The sequence below is a fragment of the Xanthomonas sp. NCPPB 1754 genome, assembly GCF_041475725.2.
GTDB classification, from domain to species: Bacteria; Pseudomonadota; Gammaproteobacteria; order Xanthomonadales; family Xanthomonadaceae; genus Xanthomonas; species Xanthomonas euvesicatoria.
This window is the reverse complement of the sequence record NZ_CM192982.1, coordinates 4,753,945-4,767,518: the sequence shown is the minus strand read 5'-3', so window position 1 is coordinate 4,767,518 and position 13,574 is coordinate 4,753,945. Positions and strand designations below refer to the sequence as shown.

Annotated in this window: 11 protein-coding genes and 1 pseudogene; 6 read left to right on the top strand and 6 right to left on the bottom strand. The window is 66.2% G+C overall.

The window, feature by feature from the left end; translation table 11 throughout:
* Positions 1–142: 142 nt before the first annotated feature.
* The 3 genes from ACCQ15_RS20515 to ACCQ15_RS20505 all read right to left on the bottom strand — a co-directional run bounded on the left by ACCQ15_RS20515 (position 143) and on the right by ACCQ15_RS20505 (position 3,113).
* Positions 143–1,165: an amidohydrolase family protein gene (locus tag ACCQ15_RS20515; RefSeq protein WP_372381010.1), complete on the bottom strand. Its 1,023-nt coding sequence runs from the start codon at positions 1,163–1,165 to the stop codon at positions 143–145.
* A gap of 228 nt (positions 1,166–1,393) precedes the next feature.
* Positions 1,394–2,449, bottom strand: a complete 1,056-nt coding sequence (locus ACCQ15_RS20510; protein ID WP_008572521.1) for a 4-oxalomesaconate tautomerase — start codon at positions 2,447–2,449, stop codon at positions 1,394–1,396.
* Positions 2,442–3,113: a 4-carboxy-4-hydroxy-2-oxoadipate aldolase/oxaloacetate decarboxylase gene (locus tag ACCQ15_RS20505; protein ID WP_372171534.1), complete on the bottom strand. Its 672-nt coding sequence runs from the start codon at positions 3,111–3,113 to the stop codon at positions 2,442–2,444. Before ACCQ15_RS20505 ends, ACCQ15_RS20510 begins: the two co-directional genes overlap by 8 nt.
* Positions 3,114–3,214: 101 nt before the next feature.
* Here ACCQ15_RS20505 and ACCQ15_RS20500 point away from each other — a divergent pair, with 101 nt between their 5' ends.
* Both ACCQ15_RS20500 and cls read left to right on the top strand, forming a co-directional pair.
* A complete protein-coding gene (locus ACCQ15_RS20500; protein WP_218497474.1) occupies positions 3,215–4,519 on the top strand; it encodes a LysR family transcriptional regulator in 1,305 nt (434 codons plus the stop codon).
* A 16-nt stretch (positions 4,520–4,535) separates the two neighbouring features.
* A complete protein-coding gene (gene cls, locus ACCQ15_RS20495; protein ID WP_008572527.1) occupies positions 4,536–5,954 on the top strand; it encodes a cardiolipin synthase in 1,419 nt (472 codons plus the stop codon).
* A gap of 10 nt (positions 5,955–5,964) precedes the next feature.
* Here cls and ACCQ15_RS20490 read toward each other — a convergent pair whose 3' ends face one another.
* A complete protein-coding gene (locus tag ACCQ15_RS20490; RefSeq protein WP_011349023.1) occupies positions 5,965–6,360 on the bottom strand; it encodes a VOC family protein in 396 nt (131 codons plus the stop codon).
* 168 nt (positions 6,361–6,528) lie between these two features.
* On the opposite strand from ACCQ15_RS20490, the pseudogene ACCQ15_RS20485 reads away from it, so the two are divergent.
* A pseudogene (locus ACCQ15_RS20485) lies at positions 6,529–7,929 on the top strand (FAD/NAD(P)-binding protein); the annotation flags it as partial.
* A gap of 306 nt (positions 7,930–8,235) precedes the next feature.
* Positions 8,236–10,422 (top strand): DNA helicase II, encoded by a 2,187-nt coding sequence (gene uvrD, locus ACCQ15_RS20480; protein ID WP_372381009.1) that lies wholly within the window; start codon positions 8,236–8,238, stop codon positions 10,420–10,422.
* A gap of 175 nt (positions 10,423–10,597) precedes the next feature.
* On the opposite strand, the gene ACCQ15_RS20475 is transcribed toward uvrD, so the two are convergent.
* Positions 10,598–10,822, bottom strand: a complete 225-nt coding sequence (locus ACCQ15_RS20475; protein ID WP_033478655.1) for a hypothetical protein — start codon at positions 10,820–10,822, stop codon at positions 10,598–10,600.
* Positions 10,823–11,271: 449 nt separating this feature from the next.
* Between ACCQ15_RS20475 and ACCQ15_RS20470 the strand changes: the two genes are divergently transcribed.
* Both ACCQ15_RS20470 and ACCQ15_RS20465 read left to right on the top strand, forming a co-directional pair.
* Entirely contained in the window at positions 11,272–11,853 is a 582-nt protein-coding gene (locus tag ACCQ15_RS20470; RefSeq protein ID WP_008572534.1) for a sugar O-acetyltransferase, read from the top strand.
* A gap of 250 nt (positions 11,854–12,103) precedes the next feature.
* Positions 12,104–12,550: a universal stress protein gene (locus ACCQ15_RS20465; protein WP_008572535.1), complete on the top strand. Its 447-nt coding sequence runs from the start codon at positions 12,104–12,106 to the stop codon at positions 12,548–12,550.
* 96 nt (positions 12,551–12,646) lie between these two features.
* Here the strand turns inward: ACCQ15_RS20465 and tagK are convergent, their stop codons facing one another.
* Positions 12,647–13,318, bottom strand: a complete 672-nt coding sequence (gene tagK / locus ACCQ15_RS20460; protein ID WP_008572538.1) for a transcriptional regulator TagK — start codon at positions 13,316–13,318, stop codon at positions 12,647–12,649.
* Positions 13,319–13,574 lie beyond the last annotated feature (256 nt).

Sequence of the window (13,574 nt, the reverse complement as noted above, 5' to 3'; positions counted from 1 at the left end):
GAGAGGGGTTGGGGTGAGGGTACGGGGCGAAGCCTCGCAATTATTCTGACTGCACGAGGCTTCGCCCGTACCCTCATCCGCCCTACGGGCACCTTCTCCCCCATAAAGGAGGACAATGTCCCGACGGGAGAAGGGGACACGGCTACAGCCCACGCGCACGCAATTGTGCGTCCAGCCGTGGATACACCCGCCGCGCATTGCCCTCGAACACCTTGTGCTTGTCGGCATCGGAAATCGCCAGCGCATCGATGTAGCGTTTGGTGTCGTCGAAATAGTGGCCGGTCTGCGGATCGATGCCGCGCACTGCGCCGACCATTTCCGAGCCAAAAAGGATGTTGTCGATGTCGATCACCTTGAACAACAGGTCGATGCCGGGTTGGTGATACACGCAGGTGTCGAAGAACACATTGCCCATCACATGCGTTGACAGCGCAGGCTTGCCCAGCATGTCGGCCAGGCCGCGAAAACGGCCCCAGTGATACGGCACCGCACCGCCGCCGTGCGGAATGATGAAGCGCAGCTGCGGAAAATCGGTGAACAAATCGCCTTCGAGAAACTGCATGAAGGCCGTGGTGTCGGCATTGAGGTAATGCGCGCCGGTGGCATGGAAATTGGCATTGCAACTGCCGGAGACATGCACCATCGCCGGGACGTCGAGTTCGACCATTTTTTCGAAGAACGTATACCAGGCGCGGTCGGTCAGCGGCACACCGTTCCAGTGCCCGCCGGACGGGTCGGGATTGAGGTTGCAGCCGACGAAACCCAGCTCGTTGACGCAACGTTCCAGTTCGGCGATCGCGTGTGCGATCGGCACGCCCGGCGACTGCGGCAGCTGGCATACGCCGATAAATGTCTGCGGATACAGCTGTACCACGCGGGCAATCAGGTCGTTGCAGTGGCGCGTCCACGCCTGGCTCACGGCTTCGTCGCCGATGTGATGCGCCATGGTGCTGGCGCGTGGCGAAAAGATCGTCATGTCGGCACCACGCTCGCGCAGCAGGCGCAGTTGGTGCATCTCCACACTTTCGCGCAGCGCATCGTCGCTGATGTGCGGATACACCGGCACAGGCGCTTGCGCATCGTTGTAATGCGCGATCTGCGCCTTGCGGAACGCATCGTGCGCGGCAGGCGCGGTGGTGTAGTGGCCGTGGCAGTCGATGATCATGGCGATGGTGGGTGCGTTGCAGCGGAAGCGGTGCGCCAGCGATTGCCTGCGCGCAAGGTGGGGCGGCCGGGGGCACGGACGCTGCAGGTCCCGACGGATGTGGCGGTCCCGATGCGCAGATCGGCACGGATCACGACGCGCTGCGTGTCGATGGCCTGCTCAGGCGGTCCATACGCACACGTGCCGCTGCGATGGCGGCCGCGGCAGCTCGGCGATGTAACGGCACGTTCAGCCATACAGCTCACCATCGAACAATTTGCGCGCCGTGCGGACCACCGCGGCACCGACCACGCTGCCCTGCGCATCGAGCTCGATCAGGCAACTGCTCGCACCGCTGGGGTGTTCGACGTCCAGCCGCTGGCTGCGCCCGCCAGGCACCTGCGCCAGCGCGTAGGCGGGCGAGCCGGGCAGCAGGCAGGCGGTAGCGACGGTCACCGCACCCAGCACGCCTATGGAGGCATGGCAGCGGTGCGGGATGAACGAGCGCACGCTGATGGCACCACCGGCGCGCGGCGCGGCGACCAGCATCATTTTCGGCACTGTGGCAGTGCCTACATCGCCCAGATGCATCAACGGGCCTGCCTGCAGACGCAGCGTTTCCAGGCGCGCCCTGAGCGCAGCATCGGCGTCGAGCGTGGCGCGGTCTTCGTAACCGCTGATGCCGACATCGCTGGCGCGTAGCACCACGCAGGGCATGCCGTTGTCGATCAGCGTGACCTGCAGGCCGTCGAGCGTGTCCACCGCATGCCCGCTCGGCAGCAGCGCGCCGCACGAAGAGCCGGCGATATCGGCGAATGCCAGCGCGATCGGCGCGGCCGTGCCGGGGACGCCGTCGATGCGGGCATCGCCGTCGTACCGCACCGTGCCACCGGGCGTCTGCACGGTGGCGGTGGCCAGGGTACCGGTGTTGCGCATGAAGATGCGCACCTGGGTCTGGCCGTTGCGTGCGGGCAGCAAGCCGCGTTCCAGCGCGAACGGGGCAACGCCGGCCAGCAGGTTGCCGCAGTTCTGCGCATCGCTGACCTGCGCGTGTTCCACCGCGACCTGCAGGAACAGATAATCCACGTCGGCATCGGCACGCGTCGAGCGCGACACCACGGCGACCTTGGACGTCAGCGGGTCGGCGCCGCCCATGCCGTCGATCTGGCGCGCATCCGGCGAGCCGTAGGCGCGCAGTAAAAACGCGTCGCGCGCGGCGGTGTCGGCGGGCAGATCGTCGGCCAGAAAGAATCCACCCTTGGAGGTGCCGCCGCGCATCCACATCGCGCGCACGCGCTCAGACATAACGCAGGCCTTTGGCGGCCAGACGTTCGCGCATCGCGTAGATGTCCAGGCCCAGTTCGCCGTTTGCCAGGCGTTCGCGCTTGCGCAGCTCGCGTGCCTGGCGCGCCTGTGCCTCGGTCAGCACCTCGGCAGCGGTGGCACGCGGCACCACGCAGACCCCATCGTCGTCGGCCACCACCACATCGCCGGGCCGGATCAGTTGCCCGGCGCACACCAGCGGCACGTTGACCGAGCCGAGCGTCTCCTTGATGGTGCCCTGCGCGCAGATGGCGCGGCTCCAGGCGGGGAACTGCATGGCAGTGAGATCGCGCACATCGCGCACGCCGGCGTCGATGATCAGGCCGCGACATCCGCGCGCATGCGCCGAGGTGGCCAGCAGGTCGCCGAAGTAGCCGTCGCAACAGTCGCTGGTGGGCGCGACCACCAGTACATCGCCTGCATGCAGTTGCTCGATGGCCACATGCATCATCCAGTTGTCGCCGGGCGGAATCGACACGGTGACCGCGGTGCCGGCGATGCGGCAGCCGGCGTAGATGGGACGTAGCCGATGGTGCAGCAGGCCGCTGCGGCCCTGCGCTTCGTGCGCGGTGGCCACGCCGGCCTGCGCCAGCGCGTCGACGATGGCCAACGGCGTCCGCTCGATCCGGGTAACGACCTGGCTCATCCATCCATCCTCGTTAAGAGTGCGCCTAGTCTGGCTGGCCGAAGCCAGCTGGCTCAAGATTCATTTGAGGTATGCATATTGGTTTTGCTTATAGTTAGAGCATGCAGCCGATCCCGGAACCAAATCTGCGTCACCTTTACGCGCTGGTCGTGGTGCACCAGGCCGGAAGCATCAGCGCGGCGGCGCCGCGGGTGAATCTGTCGCAGCCGGCGCTGACCCAGGCGGTGGCGCGATTGGAGCAGCAACTGGGCGTGCGCCTGTTCGACCGGCACCCAGGGGGCATGTCGGCCACCGAGGCTGCCGGGTTGCTGGTGCCGCGTATCGAGCGGGTGCTGGCGCATCTGGCTCGGGGGATCGGGGTCGCGCGGCGTGCGCTGCGCCTGCCGGCGCGCCCGGGCCTGGAGCGGCGGGTGTCGCTGGGCCAGCTGCAGGCCTTGGTGGCGGTGGATGTGGCAGGCAGTTACGCGTTGGCGGCGGTGCGCGCCGGCGTTTCGCAGCCGGCGATCTATCGCGCGGTGCAAGCGCTGGCCGATGTGATCGAAGTGCCGCTGACGGTACGCCGCGGCAAGACCATGCAGCCCACGCCGGTGGCGCTGCGGCTGCTGCGGCAGGTGCGGCTGGCGCTGGCCGAGTTGCGCGCCGGGCTGGACGAGGTGGCCGCGTTGCGTTCCCAGCACGCCGGGCGCCTCACCCTGGGGGTGATGCCGCTGGCGCGCGCCATCCTGTTGCCGCAGGTGCTGGCGCGGTTTGCGCGCGCGCATCCGGGGGCCGGCGTCCAGGTGGTCGAGGGCCCGTACGAGCAATTGCTGGCGCGTCTGCGCGAGGGCGGCCTGGATCTGTTGATCGGTGCGCTGCGCGACCCGTTGCCGGTGCGCGATGTGCTGCAGGAGCCGTTGTTCGACGACGAACCGGTGATCGTGGCGCGTAGCGGTCACCCCTTGGCCGGGCAGGGCTACGCGTTTGCGCAACTGCGCGATTACCCCTGGGTGATCGCTGCCGCCGGCACGCCGGTGCGCGCGCGCTGGGAGCAGCTGTTCGGCGACCACCAGCTGGAGCCGCCGCCGGTGCGCATCGAATGCGGCGCCGAATTGACCGTGCGTGGCCTGCTGCTGGAAGGCGACTGGTTGACCTTGATGTCGCGCGACCAGTTCCTGTTCGAGCGCCGCGCCGGCCTGCTCGAGGAGATCGGTAGCGCCGGGCCGTTGCTGCGCCGGCAGATCGGCATGACCACGCGCAGCGACTGGTATCCCACCCGGATGCAGTCGTCCTTCGTGCAGACGTTGCGGCAGGTCTGCGCCGAACGCGTGCAGCCGGCCGATGCGCAGGGCGGGCCGTTTCGTTATTGCCCCCCTGTCTGTGCGCCGCCGTTGCGTTTGCGCGCGGCCAAGTCAGAATCGGATTCCTGATGAAAACGGACCACTGATGCTGCCCGATTGGGTCACAGGTACCTGGCTGCTGGCGCTGGACTGGGCGATCCGCCTGGCCGCGCTGCTATGGATTCCCGCCCGCACCACGCCGGGTGCCGCGCGCAGCTGGCTGCTGTTGATCGGCTTTGTGCCAGTGGTTGGTCTGCCGCTGTACCTGTTGTTCGGCCACCCATGGTTGTCGCGGCTGCGGGTGGAGCGGCAAGCCACCGCTTCTCAGGTGATTCGCGAACAACAACTGCCCTTGCATGCGTTGCGCTGGATGCCGCAGGCAGACACCAGCAGTGCCGAGGTGGTGCCGCTGATCGAACGCGAGGGTGATTTCATGCCCACCCTGGGCAACGCGGTGGAATTGCTCGACGACTACGCGCAGTCGTTGCAGGCCCTGATCGCGGCGATCGACGCGGCCGACAAACGTGTGCACCTGCTGTACTACCTGATGTTCGACGATGCGGTGGGCGAGGCGGTGGTGGCGGCGCTGGAACGCGCCAGCGCGCGCGGCGTGCGTTGCCGCGTGCTGCTAGATGCGGTGGGCGCCAAGCGCGGCCTGCGCCGTTACCGCAAGCGTCTGCAGGACGGCGGCGTGCAGGTGCTGGCGGTACTGCCGGGCGGCCTGCGCTGGCGTCGCAGCGGCCGCATGGATCTGCGCAACCATCGCAAGATTGCGGTGCTCGACAACCGGGTGGCGTTTGTCGGTTCGCAGAACCTGGCCGAAGCCGGCTTCATCCATGGCGTGCCCAATCGCGAATTGGTGGCACGCGTGCGCGGGCCGGTGGTCAATCATCTGGAAGCGGTCTTCGCCAGCGACTGGTTCACCGAAACCGGAGAGCGGCTGGACGTGTGGCCCGATGCACCGGTGTGCGAGGCCAATATCGCGACGCAGTTGCTGCCCAGCGGGCCGGCGTACCCGTTCGAAAATGCGCGCGATGCGATCAATGCGGTGATCCATCTGGCGCGGCGCAAGGTGGTACTGGTCACGCCGTACTTCGTCCCCGACGAAGCCTTGCTGAGCGCATTGCGCATCGCCGCCGTCTCGGGCGTGGACGTGCAACTGATCCTGTCCGAGCACAACAACCAACGCCTGGCCGCGTGGGCGCAGGAAGCCTATTTCGAAGAACTGCTGCGTTGCGGGGTGAAGATTTCGCTGTATCGCCCGCACTTTCTGCACGCCAAGCACCTGAGCATGGATGAAGACATCGCGCTGGTGGGCTCGATCAATCTGGACATCCGCTCGTTCGCGCTCAACGCCGAGATCGGCATGCTCTGCTACGACACCGGGGTGGTGCAGCGGTTGCGTGAGATCGAGCAGGATTATCTGGCCAACGCGCGGCAATTGACGTTGGAACAGTGGCGTCGCCGCCCGGCCTGGCGCCGCAGTCGCGAGGGCATTGCGCGGCTGGCCGACGCGTTGATGTAGGGCGCCTGGGTCAATCCAGGCGCATGACCTGAAAGACGTTGCCCTCCGGGTCGCGGCCGTCGTACATCTGGTACGCAAAGCCGGGGTAACGTTTGAGCTCGCCCACATGCACGCCTGCGTGCTGCAGTTGCGCACGATGCGCGACCAGATCGCTGGTCATCGCAAACACCAGTTTGGTGGTCGCGTGTGTCGCATCCGCGACAGGAGCCGGCGCATGCGTCGATGGCCGCTGCCGGTAGGCTTGGCCCACCCGGTGCAGCGCCAGCTCGATGCCGCCAGCTGCGAGCACCACCCACTCGTCGGCAATTTCCTCGGTGACCGGGAGCGCGAAGTGGGTCTGGTAGAACGCCTTGATTGCCGCCACATCGTGGACGTAGAGGATGAGCCTGACCAGGGTGATGGACATGTTGCAGATTCCCCAAGGGCGCGTGCCGATGCTGATCAACCAATCGTAAGCGCCTGGCATGCAGGGCGTGTGGAGGCGTTGACACACACCGCGCTTGTGATGCCGTGAAGACAATCACTGCCGGCGACAGCCTGCGGGTATTGCGCATGCATCGCCTACAATGTCGACATGAATACACTGCGTGATCCCGGCGATGCCGTCATCGCCATCGTCGGTGGTGGCGCGTCCGGTGTGCTGGTGGCGCTGCAGCTGCTGCGCCAGGCCGCAGCGCCGTTGCAGATCGTCATGATCGAGCCGCATGCGGCGCTTGGCGAAGGCGTGGCGTATTCCACCGCGCGCGGCGAACACCTGCTCAATGTGCCGGCTGCGCGCATGAGTGCGCTGCCGGAACTGCCCCACGACTTTGTCGATTACCTGCGCGCGAACGCCTGTTGCCCCGAACTGGACGATGCGCAGTTGCCGCAGCAGTTCGTGGGGCGTCGGCACTACGCGCCGTATCTGCGCGACCGCCTGCAGGCGGCGCGTGCGCACAGCCCGGCGACGCTGCGCGTCCACCCCGCACGCGTGCAGGCGCTGCAGCCCAATGCCGGTGGCGCACTGTTGCAGCTGGACGATGGACAGGTGCTGCAGGCGAGCGTGGTGGTCTTGGCAGTGGGCAATGCGCTGCGACCGCTGCCGCTGCGGGGTGCCACCGGGCTGTCGCACGCGCAGCGTGTCGAAGCCTGGGAGACCGAGGCGGTGGCAGCGCTGCCACCGGACGCGGCCGTGTGCATCGTCGGTTCGGGCTTGAGCATGGCCGATACCGTGATGACGCTGGCAGCGCAGGCGCATCGGGCAAGCGTGCACGTGGTGTCGCGGCATGGCTTGTTGCCGTTACCGCAGGCGCACGGCGGCGTGGCGCTGTTCGATCCACAGCCGCTGCTGACCATGCCGCTGCGCGCACGCATGCGCACACTGCGCCAGCACGCGCGTGCCGCCGCCGCGCAGGGCCTGCCATGGCAGAGCGTGATGGAGCGCATCCGGCCGTTGAGCCAGGCGTTATGGCAGACGCTGTCGGTTGCCGATCAGCGTCGTTTTCTGCGGCATGTGGTGCGCTACTGGGACGTGCATCGGCATCGCATCGCCGCAACGGTGCATGCGCAGCTGCAGGCCATGCAGGCAAGCGGGCAGCTGCAGGTGCATCGCGCACGGCTGGACGTGGCCTTCGAGGTGGGTGCTTGCGTGCGCGTGAGCGCCGGGGCCGCCAGCGCCGCCAACGCCGGACATGCCTTGCAGCTGGATGTGCAGACGCTGGTCAATGCCACTGGGGTGGAAATGCGCGTGCAGGCGATGCGCAACCGGCTGCTGCAGCAACTGCTGGGGCAGGGCATTGCCGTGGCCGGGCCGCATGGGATCGGCGTGGACACCACTGCCGATGGCAGCCTGATCGATGCCGATGGACGTACGCAGCCGCAGCTGCGGGTGATCGGCAGCCTGCGCATCGGCACGCTGTGGGAAAGCCTGGCGGTGCCGGAGTTGCGCGAGCAGGCTGCGGCGATTGCGCGGGATGTGCTGGTGCTGCTGGGGCGTGATGGGCGTTGTTCCCTTCTCCCGCTGGGAGAAGGTGGCGCGAAGCGCCGGATGAGGGTGCGAGCGAAGCCTCGTGTTACCCATCACTCGTAGTGGCTTCGCCCCGTACCCTCACCCCAATCCCCGCTCCGCGCCCAGCCCGCGCCAGCGGCGCGGCCGCTCAAAGACACTCGCACCGTCGGTGCGCAAGCCCTGCCTTCTCGCCCCGAAGGGAGAGGGGCGTCTATCCGGCGAGCAATCACCACAATCCCAACCGCTTCATCGCAATCTCAGCCGCAGCGACGCCACAACCGGTAAAATGCGCCGGTGGATGTCTCTCATTTGCTCGATCATTTAAACCCCGCCCAGCGCGAGGCCGTTTCTGCGCCGCCGGGGCATTACCTCGTGCTGGCCGGCGCCGGCTCCGGCAAGACGCGCGTGCTGATCCATCGCATCGCCTGGCTCAACGAAGTCCAGGGCGTGCCCAACCACGGCATCTTCGCGGTGACCTTCACCAACAAGGCGGCCGGCGAAATGCGTCACCGCACCGACCTGCAGCTGCGCAATGGCAGCCGCGGGATGTGGATCGGTACATTTCACGGGCTGGCCCATCGCCTGTTGCGTCTGCATTGGCAGGACGCGCGGTTGCCGGAAGGCTTCCAGGTCATGGACAGCGACGACCAGTTGCGGTTGGTCAAGCGCGTGGTGCAGGCGCTGGAGCTGGACGAGAGCAAGTATCCGCCCAAGCAGATGAGCTGGTGGATCAACGAGCAGAAGGATGAGGGCCGCCGTCCGCAGCATATCCAGCCCGAGCCCAACGACGATTGGACCGAAGTGCGCCGGCAGGTGTATGCGGCTTATCAGGAACGCTGCGACCGCTCCGGGCTGCTGGATTTCGCCGAGTTGCTGCTGCGCGCGCACGAACTGCTGCGCGACACCCCGGCCTTGCTGGCGCATTACCGTGCGCGCTTCCGCGAGATTCTGGTCGACGAGTTCCAGGACACCAACGCCATCCAGTACGCCTTCGTGCGCGTGCTGGCCGGCGAATCGGGCAATGTATTCGTGGTGGGTGACGACGACCAGGCCATCTACGGCTGGCGCGGTGCCAAGGTCGAGAATGTCCAGCGTTTTCTCAAAGATTTCCCCGGCGCGCAGACCGTGCGGCTGGAGCAGAACTACCGCTCCAGCGCCAATATCCTGGGCGCGGCCAATGCGGTGATCGCGCACAATCCGGACCGCATCGGCAAGCAGCTGTGGACCGATTCCGGCGATGGCGACCCGATCGATCTGTATGCGGCCTACAACGAAGTGGACGAGGCGCGTTATGTGGTCGAGCGTGCACGGCAGTGGGTGCGCGACGGCGGCAGTTATGGCGAAGTGGCGGTGCTCTACCGCAGCAATGCGCAATCGCGCGCGCTGGAAGAAGCGCTGATTTCCGAGCAGTTGCCGTACCGCGTGTATGGCGGTATGCGCTTCTTCGAACGTGCCGAAATCAAGGACGCGTTGGCTTATTTGCGCCTGCTCACCAACCGCAGCGACGACGCGGCGTTCGAACGCGCGGTCAACACGCCCACGCGGGGCATTGGCGACCGGACGCTGGATGAGGTGCGCCGGCTGGCGCGTGCCAGTGCGTTGTCGTTATGGGAAGCGGCCATGTTGTGCACGCAGCAGAACACGCTGGCCGCACGCGCACGCAATGCCCTGGCCAGCTTCCTCAGCCTGATCGGCCAGCTGCATGCCGAAACCGGGCAGATGGAACTGGCCGAACGCATCGACCATGTGCTGATGCGCTCGGGCCTGCGCGAGCATTGGGCCAAGGAAAGCCGTGGCGGGCTGGATTCGGAATCGCGTACCGAGAACCTGGACGAACTGGTGTCGGTCGCCTCGCGCTTCACCCGCCCCGACGACGAAGACAGCCAGGGCATGACCGAGCTGGTCGCCTTCCTGGCCTATGCCTCGCTGGAGGCAGGCGAAGGCCAGGCCCAGGCTGGCGAGGAAGGCGTGCAGTTGATGACGCTGCATTCGGCCAAGGGCCTGGAATTCCCCATCGTGTTCCTGGTCGGCCTGGAAGACGGCCTGTTCCCCAGCGCGCGCTCGTTGGAAGAGAGCGGGCGACTGGAAGAGGAGCGTCGCCTGGCGTACGTGGGCATCACCCGCGCGCGGCAGAAGCTGGTGCTGTGCTACGCCGAATCGCGCCGCATCCACGGCCAGGACAACTACAACGTGCCCTCGCGCTTCCTGCGCGAGATTCCGCGCGACCTGCTCAACGAAGTACGCCCGAAGGTGCAGGTCTCGCGCACCGCATCGCTGGGCGCGGCGCGCGGCGGCCCGGTGCATGGCATCGTGGAGATCGCGTCGATCAAGCTCGGCGCCAACGTCGAACACCCCAAGTTCGGCGGCGGCGTGGTGGTCGATTACGAAGGCGCTGGCGCGCATGCGCGCGTGCAGGTGCAGTTCGACGAGGTCGGCGCCAAGTGGCTGGTGATGGCCTACGCCAATCTGACTGTGGTGTAGGCGGCTCGGCACTCGTCAGCGATTGCGCGTTGTTCAGCAGGCGAGGGCGTCGTGCCGTTGCATTGTGCGTGCGGCAAGCAGAGCCGACCGCTGCTGCACGTCGAGCGAGATCGCATGACCATCCGTGACAGATGATCGATGGATGAAGCGTCGCCTCCGCTGCGCTGTTGCGCGCCTACATTTCCCAGCTGAAGCTTGAGTTGATCTGCTTGCCGTTCACGGCCAGTGTCGACTTGTTGGCGAGCACGACCAGGGTAAAGGGCGGCACGCGCGTGTCGTCGCCTGTGTAAATCAGGCGCAGGATTCTGCGTTTGGTATCGAACGTCGTGACCTGGAAATTGCCTTGCAACCAGATGCCCGCGCTGTCGCCAGGTGCATTGAAACGAAGACTGGCGATCACTGGTCGGGTGTCGTGCCCGATTTCGAACAGGATGGAGTAGCCACTCTCTTCAAAAGAAAGTGAGGTGGTTGCGTGTGCAGGTGTGCTGAGGCATGCCCACAGCAAGAACGCAACGCAGGCTGCTACAAATCGTGTCATGACGTCATCCTTGAACGTGGTCGCACCGGAAGGGCACGGCCTGGAGTATCGATGCTGGCGCCGCGGCATTGCAACGGATGCGACAAGCGGTGGAATGGCGACACAGTCACCTCGCGGGTGAGGCCGGTGCTCGAACTCCCATTGGCGGTTTCCGGTGGTGAGCGCGCCAATCGCTTTAGCGAATAGGCAGATCGTGAGGTTCTGTAAGCCACTTTGAGCCGGCAATCGGGGCTATTGGTGCATCGCTCGATGCGTAGCGCGCTGCATCCATGCCACCCTGTCAGCAGTTCATTGCACAGGTACCCGGCGGCATGCAAACCGAAAAACAGAAGATGCTGGCAGGCGAGCTCTACAACGCCACCGATGCGCAACTGCAGGCCGATCAAGCGGCGGCGGCGGCGTGGATGGAGCGCTACAACGCCACTGGCGCGCAGCCATCCACACAGCGGCATGCATTGCTGGTCGAGCGGCTCGCCGAGGTGGGTGCCGGTGCGGTGATCCGGCCGCCATTTCATTGCGATTACGGCTACAACATCCATCTGGGCGCGGGCGTGTTCCTCAATTTCAATTGCGTGATTCTGGATATCTGTCAGGTGCATATCGGCGAAGGCACGCAGGTGGGGCCCGCCGTGCAGTTCTACGCTGCCGATCATCCGCGCGATGCGGCCGGACGCGCCAGCGGGCTGGAGTTCGGACGGCCGATTCGCGTCGGGCGCAATGTGTGGATCGGTGGCGGGGCGATCATCCTGCCGGGCGTCAGCATCGGCGACGACGCAGTGATCGGTGCCGGTGCGGTGGTCACGCGCGATGTGCCGGCCGGCGCGACCGCCGTGGGCAATCCGGCGCGCGTGCGCGTACCCCGGGGTGCTGCCGATGAAGCGCCCACCGACTGAAGGCAACCAAGAAGCGCCGCGACCGAAGCTGTCAGGCGGACGTGGCCGCTGCGCAATGCAGCTCATACGCAAACAGGGCAGTTTTGAGCGCGTTACTGGCGCCGAGGTGATGGTTGCTCGTCAGCCAGATGAGCGGCTTGAAGCGCTACAGTCCGTGACGTGCAAGATTGATTTGTATCAAGGTCTGCGTTGTTGAGTGCTGTCAATCTCAAATCGCCGGCGCCGCTGCCGGTCCATCCGGGAGGTCATCATGTACAAACGAATCCTGATCGCCATTGATGCGTCCGAGCTGTCGCATCGCGGCCTGTTTCAAGGCCTGGAGCTGGCCAAGGCGACCGGTGCGAAAGTGGATATCGTCACCGTGTCCGAGCCGTGGGCGATGGGCATGTACGACGCAATGGGCTGGAGCGTGGGCTACGAGGCCAGCCCCGAATACCGCAAAGAGCGCGAAGCGGCCGCCGAAAAGATCCTGCGCCCGGCGCTGGAGTTGGCCGCCGCTGCCAACATCAAGGCCACGCCGCGGCATGTGCTGGATCGTTTCGCGGCCGAGGGCATCGTGCAGACCGCCAAGGACTGCAACAGCGATCTGATCATCATGACCTCGCACGGCCGCCGCGGGATGCAGCGCATGCTGCTCGGCAGCCAGACGGTGGAAGTGCTGACCCACAGTGCGATTCCGGTACTGGTCATTCGCTGATGCCGATGCCAGTGCCTTGCCTCACCTGGGCGCGTACCTGGGCGCGATGTGGCGCCCAGGTCATGCACCTCGTGCCCAGGCGCGCTCCTACGCAACTCAAGGTACTTCGCTCTCCATCGGCTCCAGTTGTGCCGCAAAGCGCCGGACCGGTCGGGCGAGCCGGCGCAGTGCTTCGGTATGCACCAGCGGAGAGCCGTGCGTGGGTGTGGCCGCGCCGCTACGCATGGATGCGTACTCGGGTTGTACGTGCTGGCTCAGTTCGCGCATGAAGCGCCACATCGGCACGTAGTGACCACGCCGTGGCGCAGGAAGATGCGGCGCAGCGCGGCACTGGCGACGCCACTGCATGGGCGGCATGCCGAAGCGCTGCTGAAACGCGCGCTGAAACTGACGCTCGGACGCAAAGCCCATTTCGTAGAGCAACCAGGTCAGGCTGCAGTCCGGATAGGCCTGCAGGTAGCGGTGCGCGGTGCTTAGCCGCTGCTCGCGGATATAGCTGGCCACGCCGCCGCGCGACTGGAACAGGCGGTACAGCGATGCGCGCGATAACGCGAACGCGTGCTGCAACGACTCGGTGCCCAACTCCGCCTCGCCGATGTGCTGCTCGATATACGCCAGCAGGTCGATCATCAGCGGCGTGTGTGCCTCCCCGGCCGTGGATACGTGCGGAACGATGGCGCTGTAGTAACCGGTGCTGCTCATGCGGATGCTGCCTGCGGCCCACTCCCCGGGGCCTGTCCCCTGGTCAACCGAGAAAAGCAGCGCCAACCCATCACGCCTCTTTCACAAAGTCGGCGCTGGATCACGCATCGGTGCCTGCCTGCGCACGATCGCGGCGATTGAGACGATTTGTCGGGTGAGCCCACGGGCGCATTTCTATCCTCGCCGCAGCGCTGAGGAAGCGTCATCGCACGGCCCGCCGCTTCGGTCCGCGTGGTGCGCGGCGGTTGCGGGCTAGCCCGCGGCAGCGGCGTCGCACGCAGGCTGCAGGCATTCCGCCGGGCCGGCGACATCCAAGCCACAT